Annotated in this window: 11 protein-coding genes and 1 pseudogene; 7 read left to right on the top strand and 5 right to left on the bottom strand. The window is 69.5% G+C overall.

Annotation, left to right across the window (positions count from 1 at the left end; genetic code table 11):
• Positions 1-42: 42 nt before the first annotated feature.
• Together ACQ859_RS19230 and ACQ859_RS19235 are read right to left on the bottom strand one after the other, a co-directional pair.
• Positions 43-3,271, bottom strand: a pseudogene (locus ACQ859_RS19230) (efflux RND transporter permease subunit).
• 20 nt (positions 3,272-3,291) lie between these two features.
• Positions 3,292-4,542 (bottom strand): efflux RND transporter periplasmic adaptor subunit, encoded by a 1,251-nt coding sequence (locus tag ACQ859_RS19235; RefSeq protein ID WP_431257024.1) that lies wholly within the window; start codon positions 4,540-4,542, stop codon positions 3,292-3,294.
• Between the two features lie 441 nt (positions 4,543-4,983).
• Here ACQ859_RS19235 and ACQ859_RS19240 point away from each other — a divergent pair, with 441 nt between their 5' ends.
• Both ACQ859_RS19240 and ACQ859_RS19245 read left to right on the top strand, forming a co-directional pair.
• Positions 4,984-6,060 carry a glycosyltransferase gene (locus tag ACQ859_RS19240; RefSeq protein WP_431262278.1) on the top strand — a complete coding sequence of 359 codons (1,077 nt, stop codon included), beginning with the start codon at positions 4,984-4,986 and terminating at the stop codon, positions 6,058-6,060.
• A 5-nt stretch (positions 6,061-6,065) separates the two neighbouring features.
• Positions 6,066-6,995 (top strand): glucosamine inositolphosphorylceramide transferase family protein, encoded by a 930-nt coding sequence (locus ACQ859_RS19245; protein WP_431262279.1) that lies wholly within the window; start codon positions 6,066-6,068, stop codon positions 6,993-6,995.
• Positions 6,996-7,079: 84 nt separating this feature from the next.
• On the opposite strand, the gene ACQ859_RS19250 is transcribed toward ACQ859_RS19245, so the two are convergent.
• Both ACQ859_RS19250 and ACQ859_RS19255 read right to left on the bottom strand, forming a co-directional pair.
• On the bottom strand, positions 7,080-8,498 hold the full coding sequence (locus ACQ859_RS19250) for an MFS transporter (RefSeq protein ID WP_431262280.1): 1,419 nt from the start codon (positions 8,496-8,498) through the stop codon (positions 7,080-7,082).
• A gap of 218 nt (positions 8,499-8,716) precedes the next feature.
• Entirely contained in the window at positions 8,717-9,511 is a 795-nt protein-coding gene (locus ACQ859_RS19255; RefSeq protein WP_431262281.1) for an inositol monophosphatase family protein, read from the bottom strand.
• A 145-nt stretch (positions 9,512-9,656) separates the two neighbouring features.
• On the opposite strand from ACQ859_RS19255, the gene ACQ859_RS19260 reads away from it, so the two are divergent.
• From ACQ859_RS19260 to ACQ859_RS19275, 4 genes are all read left to right on the top strand, one after another.
• On the top strand, positions 9,657-10,091 hold the full coding sequence (locus tag ACQ859_RS19260; protein ID WP_431262282.1) for a FlxA-like family protein: 435 nt from the start codon (positions 9,657-9,659) through the stop codon (positions 10,089-10,091).
• A gap of 40 nt (positions 10,092-10,131) precedes the next feature.
• Positions 10,132-10,566: a response regulator gene (locus ACQ859_RS19265; RefSeq protein WP_431261457.1), complete on the top strand. Its 435-nt coding sequence runs from the start codon at positions 10,132-10,134 to the stop codon at positions 10,564-10,566.
• Between the two features lie 114 nt (positions 10,567-10,680).
• Entirely contained in the window at positions 10,681-11,610 is a 930-nt protein-coding gene (locus tag ACQ859_RS19270; protein WP_431262283.1) for an alpha/beta hydrolase, read from the top strand.
• Positions 11,611-11,650: 40 nt separating this feature from the next.
• Positions 11,651-12,376: a DUF6928 family protein gene (locus ACQ859_RS19275; RefSeq protein WP_431262284.1), complete on the top strand. Its 726-nt coding sequence runs from the start codon at positions 11,651-11,653 to the stop codon at positions 12,374-12,376.
• Between the two features lie 11 nt (positions 12,377-12,387).
• Here the strand turns inward: ACQ859_RS19275 and ACQ859_RS19280 are convergent, their stop codons facing one another.
• Positions 12,388-12,885 (bottom strand): VOC family protein, encoded by a 498-nt coding sequence (locus ACQ859_RS19280; protein WP_431262285.1) that lies wholly within the window; start codon positions 12,883-12,885, stop codon positions 12,388-12,390.
• Positions 12,886-13,466: 581 nt separating this feature from the next.
• Here ACQ859_RS19280 and ACQ859_RS19285 point away from each other — a divergent pair.
• A complete protein-coding gene (locus tag ACQ859_RS19285; RefSeq protein WP_431262286.1) occupies positions 13,467-22,922 on the top strand; it encodes a beta strand repeat-containing protein in 9,456 nt (3,151 codons plus the stop codon).
• Positions 22,923-22,949: the final 27 nt, after the last annotated feature.

Here is a 22,949-nt window from a genome sequence, read left to right on the forward strand (position 1 = left end):
CTTGTCTCCGGTCACGACAGCGAGCCCGGGAGCACGCCGGCGTCAGTCGTCGCCCGCGCCGTGGGGTGCGACTTCGGCGGGACGGCGGCGCTTGCCGCTGACCATGTGCCACCCGCTCATCACCGCGCGGAACACGAAACGGATGAAGGTCAGGAACAGCACGATCTCGACCAGCCCCGCGGCGATCGCGCCCGCCGTCGTCCAGCGCGCCTCACGGCGATGGAACTTCGCCAGGAAGCTGTCGCGCTTGATCTCGATGCTGTCGTAGAAGCTCGGCACCATCAGCAAGGTCAGGAAGGTCGAGGTGATCGTCCCGCCGATGATGGCCACCGCCATCGGACGGTAGAACTCGCCGCCCTCGCCGATGCCCACCGCCACCGGCAGCATGCCGGCGATCAGCGCGAAGGTCGTCATCAGGATCGGACGGAAGCGCTTGCGGCCTGCGTGCATCAGCGCCTCCTCGCGCGGCACGCCGGCGGCCTCCTCCTGGCGCGCCGCGTCCAGCAGCAGGATGGCGTTCTTCGCCACCAGGCCGGCCAGCATGATGATGCCGATGAAGCTCATCAGGTTCAGCGTGCCCTTGGTCAGCAGCAGCGCCACCACCACGCCGATCAGCGACAGCGGCAGCGACAGCATCACGCCCAGCGGCGCGGTGAAGCTGCCGAACTGCATCACCAGGATCAGGTACATCAGGCCGATGCCCGAGATCAGCGCGATGCCCATCGCGCTGAACACTTCCTGCTGGTCCTTGGCCGCGCCGGCCAGCTCGATGCCGTAGCCCGGGGGAAGTTGATCGACTTGGCCAGCTTCAGCGCGTCGCTCGTCACCTCGCCGGGCGAACGGCCGTGCGCGTTGGCCGACACCGCGATCATCCGCTTGCCGTCCGCGTGCTGGATCTTGGCCGGGCCCTTGCCCATGGTGACCGTCGCGATCTGCTCCAGCGGTACCATCACGCCCGCGCCGCTGACCGCGATCGGGAGCCGCTCGATGTTGCTCGCATCCACCCGGTCCTCCGGGGCCAGGCGCACCGCCACGTCGCGGGTCTCGCTGCTCGGGTCGATCCAGTCGCCGACTTCCACGCCGGCGAAGGCCACCCGCAGCGAGTTCGCCGCATCGCCCACCGAGATGCCCAGCGTGTTGGCCAGGCCGCGGTTCAGCTCGATCTGCAGCTCGTTCTGCGGATCCTGCTCCGACAGGCCGACGTCGACCGCGCCCGGCACGCGGCGCAGCTTCTCCATGTAGTCGGTGGTGATCTCCATCAGCTTGCGCGAGTCCGCGCCGGAGAAGCGGATCTGCACCGGCTTCTGCGCGCCGTTGTTCAGATCGTCCAGCACCACGTACTCCGCGCCGACCAGCCGCGCCACCCGCGTGCGCAGGTCGGCAGCGATCTCCGCCGCGCTGCGCTTGCGCTTGGTGCTCTTGCCCAGGTCGACGTAGACGCGACCGCCGCTGGCGTTGACGCTCTCGTTGGTGGCGACCGTCTCGGGGATCTCACGCGCCAGCGCGGACGCGGCCCCCATCTTCAGCCGCGCGTATTCCAGGCTGGACGAGGCCGGCGTGCGGACCTCGATGGCGATGGTCCCGGAGTCGGATGCCGGCAGGAAACTCGTCCCGCCGAAGGTGGCCTGCAGGAAGATCGCGAGCACGAAGCTCAGCACCGCGAACGCGGCCATCCACTTGCGGTGGTGCAGCGCCCAGGCGATCACGTGTCCGTAGCGGTCGGCCTGCCGGTCGAACCACTCGTTGAAGCCCTGCAGCTTCTTGGAGATGCCGGTCTTGGGCGCCTCGTGGTGCCCCGGGGGTCGCCCCAGAAGGCCGACAGCATCGGATCCAGCGTGAACGAGATGAACAGCGACACCAGCACCGAGGCCACCACCGTCAACCCGAACGGGCGGAACCATTCGCCGGACACGCCCGGCATGAAGGCCACCGGGATGAACACGGCCACGATGGAGAAGGTCGTCGCCGCGACGGCCAGGCCGATCTCCGCCGTGCCCTTCAGCGCGGCGGTGCGGCGGTCGGCGCCGCGCTCCATGTGCCGCACGATGTTCTCGCGCACCACGATCGCGTCGTCGATCAGCACCCCGATCGCCAGCGACAGCCCCAGCAGGCTCATGAAGTTCAGCGTGAAGCCGCACAGCCAGACCGCGATGAAGGCCGCGATCACCGAGGTCGGCAGCGACAGCGCCGTGATCATGGTCGAGCGCCAGGAGTTCAGGAACACGTAGACGACGAAGATCGTCAGGCCCGCGCCGAACACCAGCGCGTGGATCACGTTGTTGAGGCTGTCCTGCGCGTCCTGCCCGCCGTCCTGCACCACCTCGAGCTTGGTGCCCTTGGGCAGCGTCTTGTCGATCTCCTCGACCAGCTTGCGGACCTCCTTGGCCACGCTCACCGTCGAGGCGTCGCGCGTGCGGGTCACCATGATGCCGACGTTCGGGTGGCCGTTGCGCACCGACAGGCCGGTCTGCTCCGCGAAACCGTCCTGCACCGTGGCCACCTGGCCCAGGCGGATCAGCTCGCTGCCGGCGCGCTTGACGACGATCTGGTTGAAGTCGGCGGGCGACTCGATGCGGCCCAGCAGCCGGATGCTCTGGTCCTCCAGTTGCCCGCGCACCTTGCCGACCGGCGCCGTCGTGTTCTGCATGCGCAGCGCATTGACGACCTCGGTCACCGAGACGTTGAACTCACGCAGCTTCTGCGCGTTCAGCAACACCGACAGCTCGCGCTTGAGCGAGCCGTTCACCGTCACCGTCGCCGCGCCGGAGATGGCGCGGAAGCGGTCGGCGAACTGGTCCTCGGCCATCCGGGAGATCTCGGCGTGCGACTGCGTGCTGGACGACAGCGCCAGCTGCATGATCGGCTGCGCCGACGGGTCGACGCGCTGCAGCACCGGCTCGCGCATCTCGGTCGGCAGCTTGTGGCGGACCGCGGCGATCGCGTTGCGGACCTCGTCCGCCGCCTCGATCATGTTCTTGTCGAAGTTGAAGAACAGCAGCAGCTGGGCCGAGCCCTCGCCCGAGGTCGAGCGCACCTCGTTCACGCCGGAGATGCTCTGCAGCGACTTCTCGATGCGGTTGACGATCTCTCGCTCGGAGGTCTCCGGCGACGCGCCGGGATAGCTGATGCTGACCACCAGCAACGGCAGGTCGACGTCGGGCCGCTCGTTGACGCGCAGCTTGGACAGGGCCAGCAGCCCCAGGGCCATCAAGCCGATGATGATCACGATCATCGCGATCGGCTTCTTGACCGAGAAATTGGAAAGGAACATGGTTCAGGCTCCTGTGCGCTTCACTGGGCCGACGCGGCCGAAGCCACCGGCAGCACGGGCAGCGGCACCACGGTCGAGCCCGACGAGGTCGAGGTCGAGCCCGAGTTCGTCAACCCGGCTGGCGGCGTGCCGCTGGCGCTTGTCATCGCGGGGGCCGCAGCGGACGCGGCGGCCTTGCTGAGCTCGACGCGTTGGCCGTCGATCAGCGTGCTGGTCGGGCTGCGCAGGATGCGATCGCCCTGCTTCACCCCGGTCGTCACCACGTACAGCCCCTGGCGGTCGTCCCGCGCGCCCAGCGTCACCGGCGTCTTGGCGACCTTGCCGCCGTCCACGCGCCAGACGAAGGACTTGTCGCCTTCGCGCAGCAGCGCGCTGTCCGCCACCATCAGCGCCGAGACGCTGTTCGTCTGCACGCGGCCTTCCGCGTAGAGGCCGGCCACGCCGGGCTGCTGCGCGCCGGCGAAGTCGACCAGCACCTCCACCTGGCGGGTGTTGGCGTTGGCGGCCTGCGCGATGCGGCGCACCTTGCCCTGGAAGTCCACCTGCGGGTAGCCGTTGACGCGGAAGTACACCGTCTGCGCGAGCTTGAGCTCGGACATGCGGTCGGCGGAGACCAGCCCCTCGAAGCGCATCGAGACGGGATCCATCACCTTGATCAGTTCCTTGCCGATCTGCGCCGAGTCGCCAGGCGACACCTTGCGGTCGCTGACGACGCCGTCGAAGGGCGCGCGCACCTCGGTGCGCTGCTGCTGCTGGCGCGCCGTGGCCACGCGGGCGCGGGCGGCGACCAGGTCGCTCTGCGCGTTGTTGCGGCGGATCTCGGCATCCTCCATCGCCTGGATGGAACTCATGCCCTGCGCCTGCAGCGTCTTCAGGCGCTGATATTGACGTTCGGCCTGCTCGAAGCTCTGCGAGGACGCGCGGGCGGATTCATCGGCCGATTGCACCGAGTCGCGGATGGCGGTGTCGTCCAGACGGACCAGCAGGTCGCCGCGCTTCACGCGCTCGCCGTTCTCCTTGTAGACCTGCAGCACGATCGCCTGCAGTTCGGCGCGCAGGTCGGCGCGGCGCTCCGGCTGGATCGAGCCGGTGATGACCGGACCGCTCGCGTACGCGCTCACGCCCAGGGTCTGGACGTCCTCGGGCGACACCAGCAGGCTGGGCGCGCTGGCCGCCGCGGCCGCGGGCGACGCTTGCTTGTCGGGGGAAGACTTGCCACAACCGGCAAGCAGGGACGCAACGACAAGGGCAATCAGCGACAGACGCAGCATGAAGCGGGCTCCGGGGGAACGTGGCTAGTGACGTAAAGATGTGTCCTTCGTGCGGAACCCGCAAAAAGGCGCGCTAGCTTAACTTCAATGACCCTGCATGCAGGTGGTCACAGCCCGCAGTTCATCCCAGGGAAACAGCGCTTCGTCGCGCCGTGTCGCGCAGGCCAGGCATTGCCGGTTTGGTTACATGGGGTTTCGTCGACCGGACCCGCGCCGCCACGCCCGGCACGGGCTGTCGGATCGGGTCTGCCCCAACATCGCGCCCCTGCGCCCCAGCTTCGCGCCGATTGTTTGCCTGGCGTCAACACCGGACAGGCAATTGCGCACATCTTTGTGATTGACGCCCAAGATATCCCACGATCTTGGGGGAAATCCTCTCTATTGCTGAATGTTAAGAAATAGACTCCGGACGTTATTTATCCTTTTTGCCGATTCGACGTCATGCGCGCACTTTCAATCGTCCATGTGGTCTTCTCGTCTCGCATCGCCGGTGGTGAACATCACTGCGTCGACCTGGCCAACGCCCAGGCCGCGCTGGGCCACACGGTCCATGTGATCGGACCGGCGGGATCCGCGGTCCGGCATGCGCTGGACCAGCGCGTCCAGTACCACGGCCTGCGCCTGCCGGTGCTGCGCGGCGCGCGGGTGCGGCGGCTGGCGGCGAAGCTGGGCGCGGACGTCGTCCACGGGCATCTCGGCCCGGCCTGCAAGGCGGTGGCGGCGGCCAGGCACAGCGCGCGGGTCGGCACGCTCCATGTGGGATACAAGACGCATCACCATGCGCGGATGGACGCGCTGGTATGCGTCAATTCGGCGCAGGTCGGTCACCTGAAGGAATTCGGCGGCATGCATCGCGTCATCTACAACTGGGCCCCGGAACGCAGCCCCGGCTCCTGCGCCGCGAAGGCGCCGTCGGGCTCCCTGCGGATGGAACTGGGCATCCCCGCCGCCGCGCCGGTGATCGGCTGCGTCGGCCGGCTGCATGCGGCCAAGGGCATGCACACGCTGATCCAGGCCTTCCAGCGGCACGCGCCGGCGAACGCCCACCTGGTGCTGATCGGCGAAGGCCCGCAGCGCGCCGAGCTCGAGGCGCTGCGCGGCGACGACAAGCGCATCCACCTGCTCGGCTTCCGCTGGAACGTCGACGAGCTGCTCGGTGAAATGGACCTGTACGTGTCCTCGTCGCGCGAGGAACAGTTCCCGCTGGCCATCCTCGAGGCGATGCGCGCGCGCCTCCCGATCGTGGCCACCGCCACGCTGGGCGCGCGCGAGATGCTGGACCCGGCGCAATCGGCCATCGTCGCGATCGACGACGCGCCGGCGATGGGCGAGGCGATCGCCGCCGCGCTGGCGCAACGGCAGCGCGACCACCGCCGCCCGGTCGACTACGACATGCAGCGCTACGACCGCTCGAGCGCCGTGCGGGCCACGCTCGGCCTCTACCAGGACGTGCTGGCGCGCCAGGGCGCCCGGGCGCACGACATGGCCGGAATGCATGTCGAAGACGCCCATGGCTGATCTCCATGGTTAAGCGTCCGAAGTCGGACTTCTGGACCGTCGGCGTCGTCCCCGAGCGCATCGATCTGCTCAGTCCCGAGCGCCTGCGCGAGTTGCGCGACCGCATCGTCTGGATGCCCGAAGCCGGCGACTGGTGCTACTACGCCGATCCCTTCGCCCTGCGCGACGGCGACGCGCTGCACGTGTTCGTCGAGAACTTCGACTACCGCACCAAGCGCGCCGATCTTCAGCGCCTCACGCTCAACCTCGCCGACGGTGCCTGGAGCGCGCCCAGGCCGGTGCTGCAGACGCCCTTCCATCTGTCCTACCCATTCGTCTTCGAGCACGAGGGTCAGGTCTGGATGGTCCCCGAATCCAGCCAGGCCGAGGAAGTCGCGCTCTATCGCGCGGTGGACGGCGCCGAGCGCTGGGAGCGCTGGGAGCGGGTCTGCGCGCTGCTGCCCGGCGTGCGCGCTGTCGACGCCTCGCTGCTGCGGCATGACGGGATGTGGTGGATGTTCTATGCGGTGATCGGCCCGGACAAGCGCGACCAGCGCGAGCTGCATGTCGCCCATGCCGATTCGCTGCAAGGCCCGTGGACGCCGCATCGCGCCAACCCGGTGAGGTCCGCGCACGACGGCGCCCGGCCCGCCGGCACGCCCTTCGTCGGCGCGGATGGCCTCGTGACCCTGCCCGTCCAGGACAGCCGCACCGGCTATGGCGGCGCGACGCGGTGGGTGCGCTTCAACCGCCTCACGCCGGACGCGGTCGAGGTCCAGGCCTTGCCGGCGACCTTCACCGGCGACCTCGCGCATCGCGACTTCGCCAGCGGCCTGCACACGATGTCCGCCTGCGGCGACGTCACGCTGATCGACGTGAAGCGCATCGACCGCTCGCGCCACCGGCAGTGGCTCGACTGGAAACGGCGCGTCAGGCGCTGGTTCGGCAAGCGCTGACGCGCGGAGCCTCCAAGGCTTCAGCACGGCCACCGCCGCTGGCCCTCACCCCTGGCCCTCTCCCGCAAGCGGGAGAGGAAGCGTTCAGGTGTGGTCCATCGACGGCGCGATGTCTTCCAGCGGCTTGCGCTCCGCGTCGACGCCGAAACGCAGCGCGAGCAATCCCGCCACGATCACCAGCACGGCGCCGATGCCATAGCCGATCGCCACGTTGCCGCGGTCGCTGCTCTCCACCAGCCATCCGAACAGCAGCGGCGCCACGAAACCGCCGGCGCCGGTGCCGACCGCATAGAAGATCGCGATGGCCATCGCCCGCATCTCGAGCGGGAAGATCTCGCTGACCGTCAGGTAGGCGGAACTGGCCGCCGCCGACGCGAAGAAGAACACCGCCGACCAGCACAACGCCTGCGAGCGTGCGTCCAGCACATCCGCGACGAAGGCGACGCCGGTGGCCGCGAGGCCGACCCCGGCCAGACCGTAGGTCAGCGCGATCATGCGGCGGCGGCCGACCCGGTCGAACAGCGGTCCCAGCAGCAGCGGTCCGAGCACATTGCCGAGCGCGAACGGGAAGATGTAGAGCGCCACCCGATGGTCGGCGACGCCGTAGAAGCGCGTCAGCACCAGCGCATAGCTGAAGAAGATCGCGTTGTAGAAGAAGGCCTGCGCCAGCATCAACGACAGCGCGACGCCGCTGCGCACGCGGTAGCGGCGCAGCAGCACGTGCAGCACCTCGCGCATCGTCGGCACGGGGCGGCGGTGCTCGCGCTGCTCCATCGGTGCCACCGGCGGCAACGGGCCGTGCTGGGCGGCGACCTCCGCCTCGATGGCGTCGATGATCTGGCGGGCCTCGTCGACCCGGCCGTGGCGCAGCAGCCAACGGGGACTCTCCGGGACGTGACGGCGCACGAGCACCATGCCCACCGCCAGCAACGCGCCCATCCCGAAGCCCACACGCCAGCCCTGCACCGGGCCGAGCACGTCCGGATGCAGCAACAGCAGGCTGGACGCTGCGCCGAGCGCCGCGCCGATCCAGAAGCTGCCGTTGATGGCGAGATTCACGCGGCCGCGCACGCGGGCGGGCACCAGCTCGTCGATCGCCGAGTTGATCGCGGCGTACTCCCCGCCGATGCCCAGGCCGGTGATGAACCGGCACAGCGCGAAGAAGGTGAAGTCGGTGGAGACCGCGGTGGCGAGCGTGGCCACCGCGTAGATCGCGAGCGTCGCGAGGAACAGGCGTTTGCGCCCGAGCCGGTCCGACATCCGGCCGAACACCAGGGCGCCGACGATCGCACCCGCGAGGTAAAGCGATCCGGACCAGCCGACCTGGACGGCGGAGAGTCCGAGGGTGTCAGGTCTTTCCAGCACGGCGCCGACGGAGCCGACGAGCGTGACCTCAAGGCCGTCGAGCACCCAGGCCACGCCCAGTGCGAGCACCACGCGCCAGTGCCAGCGCGACCAGGGCAGCCGATCTAGCCGGCGTGCGATATCGAGGGAAGCCGTCATTGACGGCGAAGTCGGCAATCGGCGTTCCGGACCGAGTCCGACACACTCGATCCCTTCAACGCAGACGCCCGAACACCATCAATCGCAGGACGGAGGCCCGAAGTCAGCGGATGCCGCTGGGGCCGGAATGGTGCTTGAGGGTCCTGGAGGGAGCCCTCATGCACCGTGGAGAGCCCGCGCTTGCCCTTGCGCAGTCGGAGCCGGAGCCGGAGTCAGCCTCACGCAGTCGGATTCCAGGCGGCAGCCGCCTCGTCCCACACCTCGCGGCTACGCGCCACGAGCAACCCTGGCTGCCGGTCTCCGGCACGGTACGGTGTCCCGTCGAGCCGCGCCGCGACGCCGCCGGCCTCCGTGATGAACAGCGTGCCGGGCGCATGGTCCCAGGCGAGCTTGCGCCAGTAGAGCGTCGCGTCGAAGGCGCCTTCCGCCAGCGCGGGGTACTCCGCGCCGGCGCAGTTGAGTCCGGGCAGGATCTCCACGCCCTGCCAGGTCGCGACGCGGTCCTGGTGCTCCTGCGGCAGGAAACGCGTCTTGACGACCGCCCGCTTCAGACCCGGACCCGACGCCGCATGCAGCCGTTCCGACTCCCGCCAGGCGCCCTGTCCGCGCCGGGCGTGATGCAGTACGCCCGAGATCGGGTTGAGCATCCACGCCCCGACCGTCACGCCGTCTTCCAACAGCGCCACCATCGACGACAGCGGCTCGCGCCCGGAAATGAAATTGAAGGTGCCGTCCAGCGGATCGACCAGCCACACGGCGCCCTCGTCGAGCTGGTCGAGCAGCTCCGGCGTCTCCGCACATTGTTCCTCGCCGACGACGCGCGAGCCGGGCACCAGTGCGCGCAACTCCGGCGTCAGGAAGGCCTCGACATCGCGGTCCACGGTCGTGACCCACTCGCCGGGGGCCTTTTCCATGATCTCCTCGTCCGCCAGGTGGCGGAAGCGCGGTGCGATCCAGGTGGTGGCGGCGTGACGCAGCAGCGCGGCGACGGGGTCAGGCGTTGTGGAACTCATCCGGTCATGCTACCCGCAGCGCCATGACCCCGACGCGAGCCCCGGTGCGAGCCGCCGCGCGGATCCGCCGCGCGTCCCGGTCGGACCGGGGCCCTCAAGACCCGGCCCCGCCGGCCGATATCCGGTCATCGCCCGGAATTCCAGCATGCACGTCGCCGTCCCCTCCGCCCAGGTTTCCACCTCGTCGTCCTCGGCGGGGACGTCCGCCGCCGCCTCCGGCACGGGGCCCGACGCGCAGATCGCCCGCCTGCAGTCGCAGTTGAAGCAGCTGCAGAAGCAGATGAAGGACGTCGCCTCCGACACCACGATGGACGCGCAGGCGAAGGAGAAGCGCCAGAAGCTGCTGCAATCGCAGATGCAGATGGTGATGGACCAGATCGCCCAGATCCAGAAGGCCGCGGCCGAGGCCGCCGCGGCAAAGGCAGCGGAAAGGACCGGCCAGGGCGCCGCCGCCCAGCAGTCGACGCCCGTCCGGAACGAAGAGGACGACAAGGATCTGGATTCCGCCCACGACCCGGCCGGTTCGCGGCGCTCCTCGTCGCGCGCGACGCTGGGCGCCTTTCTCGACGAATACGCCTGAGCCCGCTCACGCTAGGATTCCACCCCTGAAGGGGTTTCACATGGTCACGACGATCAAACGCGAAGAGTTCTGTTTCCTGGTGGTCGACGACTTCTCGACCATGCGCCGCATCATCTCCGGGCTGCTCCGGGAGCTCGGCTTCAAGAAGATCCTGGAGGCCGAGGACGGCAAGGCCGCGCTGCGCCAGCTCGAGCTCTCGTTCGAGTCGGGCGAGCCGATCCATTTCGTCCTCAGCGACGTGAACATGCCGGTCATGAACGGCTTCCAGTTCCTCGAAGCCCTGCGCGCCAAGCCGGAGTCCGATCCGCTGCGCAAGGTGCCGGTGCTGCTCGTCACCGCCGAGGGCCGCAAGGAAGACATCATCCGGGCCGCCCAGCTCGGCGCGACCGGCTACATCGTCAAGCCGTTCAACAAGGACACGGTCGGCGACAAGATCCATCTGACGCTGAAGAACCGGAACATCCTGGTCGATTGAGGCCCGGGCGGGCACATGCCGCCCTCCCACGTAACGCTCGTAACGCGGCCCCGCAGCGCGTGACGGCGCAACGGGCGGGACACTCGCGATCCTCCGCCACTCCCGCTCCCTGGCATGACCGACCGCCGGCACCTCCTCGCCGCGGCGCTGGGCTCGCTGCTGATGCCGACCGCCCGGTCCATCGCGGCGCCCGTGCTGCCGGACGCCACCGGGCCCTACGCCCTCCCCGGCACCTTCGTCCATCCCCTGCCCGATCCGGTCACCGGGCGCCGGTACGAGGTCTGGGTCGATCTGCCGCCGAACGCGCCCACGCCCCCCGGTCTGCGGCCGGCCGTGTTCGTGACCGACGCGCCGTACGCCTTCCCGCTCGTGCGGGCCCTGCGCAACCGCGTCGGCCAGCAGGGCCGCAACCTTGCCGATTTCGTCGTCGTCGGGCTGGCGGGGCCGCAGGACGAGTCCGCGGTCGACATGCGCTCGCGCGACTACACCCCGAGCGATCCCCGCCTCCGACCCGGCCGGCCCGCCGACCGCTACGGCGCGCCGCGCTACGGCGAAGGCGCCGCCTACCTGAAGTACGTGGCCGAGGTCGCGGTGCCGGCGATCTCCGGGCGATACCGGATCGACCCGGATCGCCGCGTGCTGCTCGGGCATTCCTACGGCGCGCTCTTCGCCGCGCAGGTGCTGTTCGCGCAGCCGACGCTGTTCAGCCACTACCTCCTCGGCAGCCCGTCGTTCTGGTTCGACCGTCGCCTGATGTTCGAGCGCGAGGCCGCCTACGCGAAGCGGCACACCGATCTGGCGGCGCGGATCTTCCAGTACGTCGGCGCGTACGAAGCCGTCGCGCCGGGACCGCGCTTCAACAAGGAGAACGACCTCGTCGCCGACGCGCGCCGGTTCGAGGCGCTGCTGCGCCAGCGCCGCTACCCGTCCCTGCGCATCGAGAGCCGCGTGCTCGCCGGCGAGGACCACCTCACCGTCGCGCCGGCCGGCGCCACGCTCGGCCTGCTCTGGGCGCTGCCGGGAAAAGGTCCCTACGAGGGTTGAGCCGATTACCATCCTCGCCATTGCACGGAGAGGATGGCGCATGGGGGCCAAGACTTGGATGCTGGTCATCGCGGACGGCGACGCCCGCGCGGCGCTCGAAGCGCGACCGGCGCTCGACCGCGACGCGTCGCGCGCGCTGGCGGAGCAGCTCTTCCCGGGAGAGACGCTCGAGCTGATCGGCGAAGGCGACCTGAGCTACACCAACCCGCCCGACCCGCTGATGTTCATCGGCTGCTTCCCCGGCGTCTGGGTCATCGCGGCCAGCGAGTTCGCCGTCGACCATCCGTCGCAGCTGCCGGGCCGCTTCCTCGACATCGCCGGCAAGCGCCGCATCACCTTGCATGCGATGCACAGCGTGGTCGACTGGTTCGCCTTCGCCGTCTGGGAGGACGGCCGGCTCATCCGCTCCCTCAGCCTGTCGCCCGACAGCGGCATCCTGGAGGACATCGGCGAGCCCCTGCCTTTCGAAGCCCCGTACTGGGCGGAGCAGCAGCGGGCCCCCGTCGGCGACGGAGAGGGCAATGACACAGGCGCCACGGCCAATGGCCCGGGTGACGGCGAGGACGCCTACCCCTTGCCCTTCCATCCGCTGGAGCTGGGGGAAGCGGTGCTGCTCGCCCGGTTCGGTTATCAGCTCGAAGGCGGCGGCGACGCGAGCGTCGATCCGTTCTCCGTCCCGCTGCTGCACTTCCAGCGCTCGGGCATGCGGCGCAAGCCGGCGTCCGAGGAGCCGGCGCCGCCCGCGCCCTGGTGGAAGTTCTGGTGAACGGGCCGCGCTCAGGCGCTGCCTGAGTCGCCCGGGCCGCCCAGTGCCGCCAGCACCTCCGCCGGCGCCTGGACCAGCTCGATCAGCACGCCCTCCCCGCCGATGGGGAACTCGCCGCTGCTTGTCGGATGGATGAAGCAGATGTCGTGGCCCGCCGCGCCCTTGCGGATGCCGCCGGGCGCGAAGCGCACACCGTTCGCGCTCATCCACTCGACGGCCTTGGGCAAGTCGTCGACCCACAGTCCCACGTGGTTGAGCGGCGTCGCATGGACCGCCGGCTTCCTGCCCGGATCCAGCGGCTGCATCAGGTCGACCTCGATCCGCCTCGGCCCCTCGCCGATCGCGCAGATGTCCTCGTCGACGTTCTCCGCCTCGGACACGAAATGACCGACGACCTGCAACCCCAGCACGTCCACCCACAGCCGGCGCAGCGCCGCCTTGTCCGGACCGCCGATGGCGATCTGCTGCAGGCCGAGGATCCGATAGGGCTTGGTGGGGCTTGTCGTCATATTAATTTAGCCATCAATAACTAATAGAGGTGGTCATACCCTCTCGAAACTGAGCAGGCCGGCGCGCCGGAAACCCGTGAACTTATCACGACCGGCACCCGCCCCACCCGTCGAAGCCCACTGGCAGGCCTTCGCCGCACAGGCCTTTGTTCACACGGTTTACATGATGTTGCAGGTGCTTTGGACGGCCTTCCTTGGCGTCGAATCACCGCGCCACGCGGGTCCTGCGTCTTCAGGATCTGACCTAAGTGCCGATCACCATTGAATGTCGGTCGCATGACAGCCGAACGATCGTTCGATGACGCGGCCGGGATCCCTTGCCTTGGCAAGCATCTCCTCCCCGCGTTCGCGGGCTTTACGCGCGTTCTGTAACCGTGAACTGAGGCCGACTCCCGGCCCTTTTGTTCCGTTCACGTTAAGCGTGGCGCCAATAACATTTCCGGGCTAGCTCAAGTTTGTCAATCGGCGTCCGAAAACCGAATGACGGCATCCGGAAGTTCGGGTGCGCGGCAACAACAAGCTGACCCAACCCACTCGCGCCTATGGGCGCATCCGCCCCCATAGGTTCACGGAGTTCCAAGATGGCATCGCTGATTACCAACCTGACGACCGACCAGATCGCCGCCCTCACGTCGACGACCCTGGCGCGCCTGACCAGCGAAGACTGGGCCGCGTTCTCGACCGAGCAGTTCCAGGCGCTGACGACCTCGCAGTTCGCCACGCTCGGCACGAAGTCCGTGTCGATGTTCACCACCACGAACATCGCCGCCATCGAATCCGACGACCTGCGCGCGCTGTCCACCGCCGCGGTGCAGACCTTCACCAGCACGCAGCTGAATGCCCTGGGCTCCGACCAGTTCGGCGCGATGACGACCAAGCAGGTCGGCGCGATGACCACGCAGCAGGTCCGGAACCTGGAGTCCGACGACCTCAACGCGCTGGCCTCGGACCAGATCCGCGCGCTGAGCTCGCAGCAGGTGGCCGCGCTGTCCACCAGCCTGATCGGCACGATGGCCTCGGACGATCTGCAGGCCCTCAAGACCGACCAGATCAAGGCCCTGAGTTCGCAACAGGTCGCCGCCCTCTCCACCGAGGGCGTCGCCGCGCTGGCGACCAACCAGGCCGCCGCGCTGAGCAGCACCCAGGCCGCCGCGCTGACCTCCGACCAGGCCGCCGCGCTGACCTCGGACGCCGTGCATGCATTGAGCACCGCCGCCGTCAAGGCGCTGGGCACCGACCAGATCGCCGCGCTGAATTCCGAACAGATCGCCGCGCTGACCACCGCCCAGATCGGTGCGCTGTCCACGCAGCAGATCCGCCAGCTGGCCAGCGATGAGATCGCCGCCCTGGACACCAACCAGATCCGCGCCATCACCACGCAGCAGATCGCCGCGCTGACGACCGACCAACTGGCCGGCGTCAACAGCACCGACGTGCAGGCGCTGACGACCGCGCAGGTGCGCGCGCTGAGTTCGTCCCAGGTCGGCGCGCTGAGCACCGATTCGATCGAGGCGATGAGCTCCGGCCAGATCGGCGCGCTGAGCTCCACCCAGGTCAAGGGCCTGACGACCGACCAGATGGCGGCCATCAGCTCCGAAGACATGAAGGCGCTGTCGACCGCCACCATCCGCGCCCTGACGACCGACCAGGTCCAGGCACTGAATTCGGACCAGGTCTCGGCGCTGACCAGCACCCAGATCGGTTCGCTGACGACCGGCCAGGTCGCCGTGCTGTCGACCGATGAACTGAACGCGCTGAACAGCTCGCAGATCCGCGCGCTGGGCACCGCCCAGATCGCCGCGCTGTCGACCGACCAGGTCCACGGCATGGAATCCGCCGACGTCCAGGCCTTCACCACCGGCCAGGTCGCCGCGCTGAGCTCGGCCCAGATCGCCGCGCTGTCCACCGAGGCCATCGTCGCGCTGACCTCCGGCCAGTTCGCCTCCCTCACCTCCAAGCAGCTGGCCGGTCTGTCGACCGATCAGGTCGCCGCCATCGAGTCGCAGGACCTGCGGGCCCTGTCATCCGCCGCGATCCGCTCGCTGACCACCGACCAGTTCGACGCGCTGAACTCCGAGCAGGTCGCCGCGCTGACGACCCAGCAGGTCTCCGTGCTGACGACCGGCCAGGTCCAGGCCATGTCCAGCGACGACCTGAACGCGCTGGGCTCGGCCCAGATCCGCGCCCTGGGCACCGCCCAGGTCGCGGCGCTGTCGACCGCCCAGGTCTCCACGATGGAAAGCGCCGACGTCCAGGCGCTGACCACCGGCCAGGTCCAGGCCCTGAGCTCGGCCCAGGTAGGCGCGCTGTCCACCGAGAACATCGCCGCGCTGAGCTCGGCCCAGGTCGCCGCCCTGTCGACCAAGCAGATCGCCGGCCTGACGACCGACCAGGTCGCCGCCATCGAGACCGCCGACCTGCGCGCCATGTCGACGGCCGCGATCCGTTCGCTGACCACCGACCAGTTCGACGCGCTGAACTCCGACCAGGTCGGCGCCCTGTCGACCGGCCAGATCGCCGCGCTGACGACCGGCCAGGTCCAGGCCATGTCCAGCGATGACCTGAACGCGCTGGGTTCGGCCCAGATCCGCGCGCTGGGCACCGCCCAGGTCGCCGCCCTGTCGACCGCCCAGGTCTCCACGATGGAAAGCGCCGATGTGCAGGCGCTGACCACGGCCCAGGTGGTCGCGCTGAGCTCGGCCCAGATCGGCGCGCTGTCGACCGAGAACATCGCCGCGCTGAGCTCCGCCCAGGTCGCCGCGCTGTCGACCAAGCAGATCGCCGGCCTGACGACCGACCAGATGGCCGCGATGGAGACGCAGGATCTGCGCGCCCTGTCCACGGCCGCGATCCGTTCGCTGACCACCGACCAGTTCGACGCGCTGGGCTCCGCCCAGGTCGGCGCGCTGACGACCCAGCAGATCGCCGCGCTGACGACCGGCCAGGTGCACGGCCTGACCAGCGATGACCTGAACGCGCTGGGCTCGGCCCAGATCCGCGCCCTGGGCACCGCCCAGGTCGCCGCCCTGTCGACCGCCCAGGTCTCGACGATGGAAAGCGCCGACGTGCAGGCGCTGACCAGCGGCCAGGTGCAGGCGTTGAGCTCCGACCAGGTCGGCGCGCTGTCGACCGAGAACATCGTCGCCCTGACCTCCTCGCAGGTCGCCGCGCTGTCGACCAAGCAGGTCGCCGGCCTGACGACCGACCAGATGGCCGCCCTGGAAACCGGCGACCTGAAGTCGCTGGGCACCGCGGCCATCCGCGCGCTGACCACCGACCAGATCGCCGCGCTGGGCTCCGACCAGATCGCCGCGCTGACGACCGCCCAGGTCGCGGCGCTGACGACCGCCCAGGTCGCCAACCTGACGTCCGAAGACCTGAACGCGCTGACCAGCGCGCAGATCAAGGCGCTGTCGACCGCGCAGGTCGCCGCCCTGACGACGGCCCAGATCTCCACGATGGAGAGCAATGACGTCCAGGCGCTGTCCACGCAGCAGATCGCCGCGCTGAATTCCGACCAGGTCGGCGCGCTGTCGACCGAGAATATCGCCGCGCTGAGCTCGCAGCAGGTCGCCCCGCTGTCGACCAAGCAGGTCGGCGGCCTGACGACCGACCAGGTCGGCGCCATCGAGACGGTGGACGTCCGCGCGCTGTCGACCAACGCGCTGCGCGCCCTGACGACCGCGCAGATCGACGCGCTGAACTCCGACCAGATCGCCGCGCTGACGACCGCCCAGGTCGCCGCGCTGACCACGGCGCAGGTCCAGGCCCTGGCCTCGGAAGACCTGAACGCGCTGGGCTCGGCCCAGATCCGCGCGCTGTCGACCGCCCAGGTCGCCGCGCTGACGACCGGCCAGGTCAACGGCATGGAATCCGCCGATGTGCAGGCGCTGACGACCCAGCAGGTCGCCGCCCTGGGCTCGGCCCAGATCGGCGCGCTGTCGACGGAAAACGTCGCCGCGCTGACCTCCGCGCAAGTCGGCGCGCTGACGACCAAGCAGGTCGCCGGCCTGACCACCGACCAGATGGCCGCCCTGGAAACGGGTGACGTGAAGGCGCTGTCCACCGCCGCGCTGCGCGCGCTGGGCACCGACCAGATCGAGGCCCTGGGCTCCGACCAGATCGCCGCGCTGACGACCGCCCAGGTCGCCTCGCTGACGACCGGCCAGGTCAGCAACCTGACCTCCGACGACCTGAACGCCCTGACGAGCGGCCAGATCAAGGCGCTGTCGACCGCCCAGGTCGCCTCGCTGACGACCGGCCAGATCGCGACGATGACCAGCGAGGACGTCGCCGCGCTGACCACCGCGCAGCTGCAGTCGCTGGGCTCGGCCCAGATCGGCGCGCTGAGCACCGACGCGATCGTCGCCCTGAGCTCCGCCCAGGTGGGCGCGCTGACGACCAAGCAGGTCGCCGGCCTGACCACCGACCAGATGGCCGCCATCGAGACCGGTGACCTCCGCGCGCTGAGCACCACCGCGCTGCGCGCCCTCACCACCGACCAGCTGAACGCGCTGGGTTCGGACCAGGTCGCCGCGCTGAACACGGTGCAGGTCCAGGCGCTGACGACCGCCCAGGTCGCCGGCCTGACCAGCGAGGACCTGAACGCGCTGAACAGCGCGCAGATCAAGGCGCTGGGCACCGCCCAGGTCGCCGCGCTGACGACCGCCCAGGTCAACGCGATGGAATCCGCCGACGTGCAGGCGCTGACGACCCAGCAGGTCGCCGCCCTCGGCTCGGCCCAGGTCGGCGCGCTGAGCACCGACTCGGTCGTCGCGCTGACCTCGCAGCAGGTCGCGGCGCTGACCAGCAAGCAGGTCGCCGGCCTGACCACCGACCAGATGGCCGCCCTCGAATCGGGCGACCTGAAGGCGATGGCCACCAACGCGCTGCAGTCGCTGACCTCCGCTCAACTCGAGGCGCTCGACAGCACCCAGATCGCCGCGCTGTCCACTCAGCAGGTCGCCGCGCTGACGACCGGCCAGGTGAACACCCTGACCTCGGACGACCTGAACGCGCTGACCAGCGGCCAGATCAAGGCCCTGTCGACGCAGCAGATCGCCGCCCTGTCGACCGCCCAGGTCTCGACGATGGAGTCGGCTGACGTGCAGGCGCTCGCCACCAACCAGGTCGCCGCGCTGAGTTCGGCCCAGGTCGGCGCGCTGAGCACCGAATCGATCGTCGCCCTGACTTCCGGCCAGGTCGCCGCGCTGACCAGCAAGCAGGTCGCCGGCCTGAGCACCGACCAGATGGCCGCCATCGAGACGGCGGACCTGCGTTCGCTGTCCTCGACCGCCCTGCGCGCCCTGACCAGCGACCAGCTGCAGGCCCTGTCGACCGACCAGGTCCAGGCGCTGACGACCGCCCAGGTCGCCTCGCTGACGACCGGCCAGGTCAGCCAGCTCGCCACCGACGACTTCGGTGCGTTCACCTCCGGCCAGCTGCGCGCCCTGGGCACCGCCCAGATCGCCGCCCTCGGCACCGCCCAGCTCGACGCGCTGAACAGCGACCAGGTCGCGGCGCTGACGACCCAGCAGGTCGCCGCGCTGACGACCGGCCAGGTCAGCAACCTGTCCTCGGATGACCTGAACGCCCTCACGAGCGGTCAGATCAAGGCGCTGACGACCCAGCAGGTCGCCGCACTGACGACCGGCCAGATCAATGCGATGGAATCGGCGGACGTCGCCGCGCTGGCGACCAACCAGATCGCCGCGCTGAGCTCGTCACAGGTCGGCGCGCTGAGCACCGAATCGATCGTCGCCCTGACTTCCACGCAGGTCGCCGCGCTGACGACCAAGCAGGTCGCCGGCCTGACCACCGACCAGATCGCCGCGATCGAGACGGGTGACCTGAAGTCGCTGTCGACCGTCGCGCTGCGCGCCCTGGGCACCGACCAGCTCGACGCGCTGGGCTCCGACCAGATCGCCGCCCTGACGACCGTGCAGGTCGCCGCGCTGACGACCGCGCAGGTCGGCAACCTGTCCTCGGACGACCTGAACGCCCTCACCAGCGCGCAGATCAAGGCGCTGTCGACCCAGCAGGTCGCCGCGCTGTCCACCGCCCAAGTCTCGACGATGACCAGCGAGGACGTCGCCGCCCTGACCACCGCGCAGGTGCAGGCCCTGGGCTCGGCCCAGGTCGGCGCCCTGAGCACCGAGGCGATCGTCGCCCTGGGCTCGGCGCAGGTCGCCGCGCTGACCAGCAAGCAGGTCGCCGGTCTGACGACCGACCAGATGGCCGCCATCGAGACGGGTGACCTCAAGGCCCTGTCGACCGCCGCGCTGCGCGCGCTGGGCACCGACCAGCTCGACGCGCTGGGCTCCGACCAGATCGCCGCGCTGACGACCGCCCAGGTCGCCTCGCTGTCGACGGCCCAGGTCAGCAACCTGACCTCGGACGACCTGAACGCCCTCACGAGCGGCCAGATCAAGGCGCTGTCGACCCAGCAGGTCGCTTCGCTGACGACGGCCCAGGTCTCCACGATGGAGAGCGCCGACGTCGCCGCGCTGAACTCGACGCAGGTCGCCGCGCTGAGCTCCGCCCAGGTCGGCGCGCTGAGCACCGAAGCGATCGTCGCCCTGAACTCGACGCAGGTCGCCGCGCTCAGCAGCAAGCAGGTCGCCGGTCTGACGACCGACCAGATGGCCGCCATCGAGACGGCGGACCTGAAGGCCCTGTCGACCAACGCCGTGCAGGCTCTGACCTCGGCCCAGCTGGAAGCGCTGGGCTCCGACCAGATCGCCGCGCTGACGACCCAGCAGGTCGCCGCGTTGACGACCGGCCAGGTCAGCACCCTGACGTCCGATGACCTGAACGCCCTCACGAGCGGCCAGATCAAGGCCCTGTCGACCCAGCAGGTCGCCGCGCTGACGACCGCCCAGGTCGCCGCGATAGAGTCCGCCGACGTGCAGGCGCTCGCCACCAACCAGGTCGCCGCGCTGAGCTCGGCCCAGGTCGGCGCGCTGAGCACCGACTCGATCGTCGCCCTGACCTCGGGCCAGGTCGCCGCGCTGACCAGCAAGCAGGTCGCCGGCCTGACGACCGACCAGATGGCCGCGATCGAAAGCGCTGACCTGAAGTCGTTGTCCACGGTCGCCCTGCGCGCCCTGACCAGCGACCAGCTGCAGGCGCTGAGCTCCGACCAGGTCGAAGCGCTCACCACCACCCAGGTGGCCGCGCTCATGACGGGCCAGATCAGCCAGTTCGCCACCGACGACTTCGCCGCGCTGACCACCGGCCAGCTGCGCGCCCTGACCACCGGTCAGGTGGCGTCGCTGACCTCGGCTGAACTCGAAGCGCTCGACAGCAACCAGATCGCCGCGCTGACGACGCAGCAGGTCGCCGCGCTGACGACCGGCCAGGTCAGCAACCTGACCTCGGACGACCTGAACGCGCTGACCAGCGCGCAGATCAAGGCGCTGAGCACCGCCCAGGTGGCCGCCCTGACGACCGCGCAGGTCTCGACGATGGAGACCGCGGACGTGGCCGCGCTGGCCACCAACCAGGTCGCCGCGCTGAGCTCCGACCAGGTCGGCGCGCTGACGACCGAAGCGGTCGTGGCGCTGAGCTCGCTGCAGGTCGCCGCGCTGACCAGCAAGCAGGTCGCCGGCCTGACCACCGACCAGATCGGTGCGATCGAATCGGGTGACCTGAAGGCCCTGTCGACGGTGGCGCTGCGTGCGCTGACCAGCGACCAGCTGGCGGCCCTCGGCTCCGACCAGGTCGCCTCGCTGACGACGCAGCAGGTCGCCTCGCTGACGACCGGCCAGGTCAGCACCCTGACCTCGGACGACCTGAACGCCCTCACGAGCGGCCAGATCAAGGCGCTGACGACCCAGCAGGTCGCCTCGCTGACGACGGCGCAGATCTCGACGATGGAGAGCGCCGACGTTGCCGCCCTGTCCTCGCAGCAGGTCCAGGCGCTCGGCTCGGCCCAGATCGGCGCGCTGAGCACCGACTCGGTGATCGCGCTGAGCTCGGTCCAGGTCGCCGCGCTGTCCTCGGCGCAGGTCAAGGGTCTGACGACGGACCAGATGGCTGCGATGGAGACCGCGGACCTGCGTGCGCTGTCGACGGTCGCCCTGCGCGCCCTCGGCACCGACCAGATCGAGGCGCTCGACAGCAACCAGATCGCCGCGCTGACCACGCTGCAGGTCGCCTCGCTGACGACCGTCCAGATCGCCAACCTGACCAGCGACGACCTGAACGCGCTGACCAGCGGCCAGATCCGCTCGCTGAGCAACGCCCAGCTGCAGGCCCTGACGACGGCGCAGATCTCGACGATGACGACGGAAGACGTCGCCGCGTTGACCTCCGCGCAGCTGCAGGCCTTCGGCTCGGCCCAGATCGGCGCGCTGAGCACGGACGCGATCGTCGCCCTGAGCTCGACCCAGGCCGCGGCCCTGAGCTCGGCGCAGGTCGACGGCCTGACGACGGCCCAGATGGCGGCTTTCGAGACCGCTGACCTGCGCAGCCTGACCACGGCGGCCATCCGCTCGCTGGACAGCGCGCAGCTGGAAGCCCTCGACAGCAACCAGATCGCCGCGCTGACCACGCAGCAGGTCGCCTCGCTGAGCACGCTGCAGGTGAGCCAGATGGCCACCGACGACGTGCAGGCGCTGACCTCGCAGCAGATCGTGTCGATGAGCTCGGCCCAGTTGCACGCCTTCACCACCGACCAGGTGCAGGCGATCGACTCCGGCGACCTCGCGGCCATCAGCAGCGCGAACATGGTGGCCTTCGGCTCGGCGGACTTCGAGGCCTTCACCTCGGATCAGATCCACGCCCTGACCTCGCAGCAGTGGAGCGCGGTGGGCGCGACGCAGGTGGCCGGCATCGAGACCGCCGACATCTCGTCGATCACCACGGCCGGCATCCATGCGCTGAGCACGACCGCCCTGCACGCGTTCAACACCGACCAGATCGCGGCGCTGACCAGCGACCAGGTCCATGAGTTCAGCACGGCGCAACTGCGCTCGCTGGGCACGGACCAGATCGCGGCGCTGTCGACCGAAGACATCGCGGCCTTCACCAGCCAGCACTTCGGCACGCTGACCTCGGCCCAGATGCACGCGTTCACGACGGACCAGATCCTGGCGATGGATTCCAGCGACATCCATGCGCTGACCTCCACCCAGGTGCACGGCCTGTCGACCGAACAGATCATGGCGATGACGTCCGACCAGTTCGTCGGCTGGGACACCCAGGACATCGCGTCCATGAACATGGAGCAGTCGCTGTCGATCACGTCCGACCAGATGGTGGGCTGGAGCCACGAGCAGAGCAACGCGCTGTTCTCGTCGACCCCGATCGTGCTGGACCTGGACGGCAACGGCGTGCAGACGCTGGCCGCCAAGGACGGCGTGAACTTCGACCTGAACGCCACCGGTCACAACGACAAGTGGGGCTGGGTCGGCGGCAACGACGGCCTGCTGGTGATGGATCGCAACGGCAACGGCACGATCGACAGCGGTGCGGAGCTCTTCGGCGCCGGCACCACGGTCAACGGCCGCAAGGGCCTGGACGGCTTCACGGCCCTGGCCTCGCTGGACACGAACCATGACGGCCACATCAACGCCAAGGACGTGGACTTCAGCAAGCTGCAGGTCTGGGTCGACGCCAACCACGACGGCAAGACCGACGCGGGTGAACTCCATTCCCTGACCGACCTGGGCATCACCGACCTGAACCTGGGCGCGACCAAGGGCACGGACGTCGACCACGGCAACCTGATCGGCCTGGTGTCGAGCTACACCAAGTCCGACGGCAGCACGCACGAGATGTCCGACGTGTGGTTCACCAAGGACGGCGCGACGCAGCAGATGACCGGCACGACGCGGGAAGCCGCGCCGCAACTGGGCGACCTGCTCGCCCAGCCGGAAGCCAACCTGCTCGGCGGCGGCACGGCCGCCACCGCGACGGCGGTCACGGCGGCGACCACCGCCGCGGCCACCGACACGGTCAGCCACGACGTGATGAGCGCGGCTTACAAGAAGCTGCATGACGACGACCAGAACGGCGCTGTCCCGCTGATCTAAGCGGCAGTCCGGAACCGGGGGCCTTGC

This window comes from Roseateles chitinivorans (assembly GCF_050632235.1).
GTDB lineage: Bacteria > Pseudomonadota > Gammaproteobacteria > Burkholderiales > Burkholderiaceae_C > Roseateles > Roseateles chitinivorans_A.

Excerpts from the sequence above, each read along its gene's own strand:
- ACQ859_RS19265 (WP_431261457.1), top strand. The coding sequence starts at position 10,132 with ATGGTCACGACGATCAAACGCGAAGAGTTCTGTTTCCTGGTGGTCGAC.
- ACQ859_RS19270 (WP_431262283.1), top strand. The coding sequence starts at position 10,681 with ATGACCGACCGCCGGCACCTCCTCGCCGCGGCGCTGGGCTCGCTGCTG.
- ACQ859_RS19255 (WP_431262281.1), bottom strand. The coding sequence starts at position 9,511 with ATGAGTTCCACAACGCCTGACCCCGTCGCCGCGCTGCTGCGTCACGCC.
- ACQ859_RS19245 (WP_431262279.1), top strand. The coding sequence starts at position 6,066 with ATGGTTAAGCGTCCGAAGTCGGACTTCTGGACCGTCGGCGTCGTCCCC.
- ACQ859_RS19275 (WP_431262284.1), top strand. The coding sequence starts at position 11,651 with ATGGGGGCCAAGACTTGGATGCTGGTCATCGCGGACGGCGACGCCCGC.
- ACQ859_RS19240 (WP_431262278.1), top strand. The coding sequence starts at position 4,984 with ATGCGCGCACTTTCAATCGTCCATGTGGTCTTCTCGTCTCGCATCGCC.
- ACQ859_RS19280 (WP_431262285.1), bottom strand. The coding sequence starts at position 12,885 with ATGACGACAAGCCCCACCAAGCCCTATCGGATCCTCGGCCTGCAGCAG.
- ACQ859_RS19235 (WP_431257024.1), bottom strand. The coding sequence starts at position 4,542 with ATGCTGCGTCTGTCGCTGATTGCCCTTGTCGTTGCGTCCCTGCTTGCC.
- ACQ859_RS19260 (WP_431262282.1), top strand. The coding sequence starts at position 9,657 with ATGCACGTCGCCGTCCCCTCCGCCCAGGTTTCCACCTCGTCGTCCTCG.
- ACQ859_RS19285 (WP_431262286.1), top strand. The coding sequence starts at position 13,467 with ATGGCATCGCTGATTACCAACCTGACGACCGACCAGATCGCCGCCCTC.
- ACQ859_RS19250 (WP_431262280.1), bottom strand. The coding sequence starts at position 8,498 with ATGACGGCTTCCCTCGATATCGCACGCCGGCTAGATCGGCTGCCCTGG.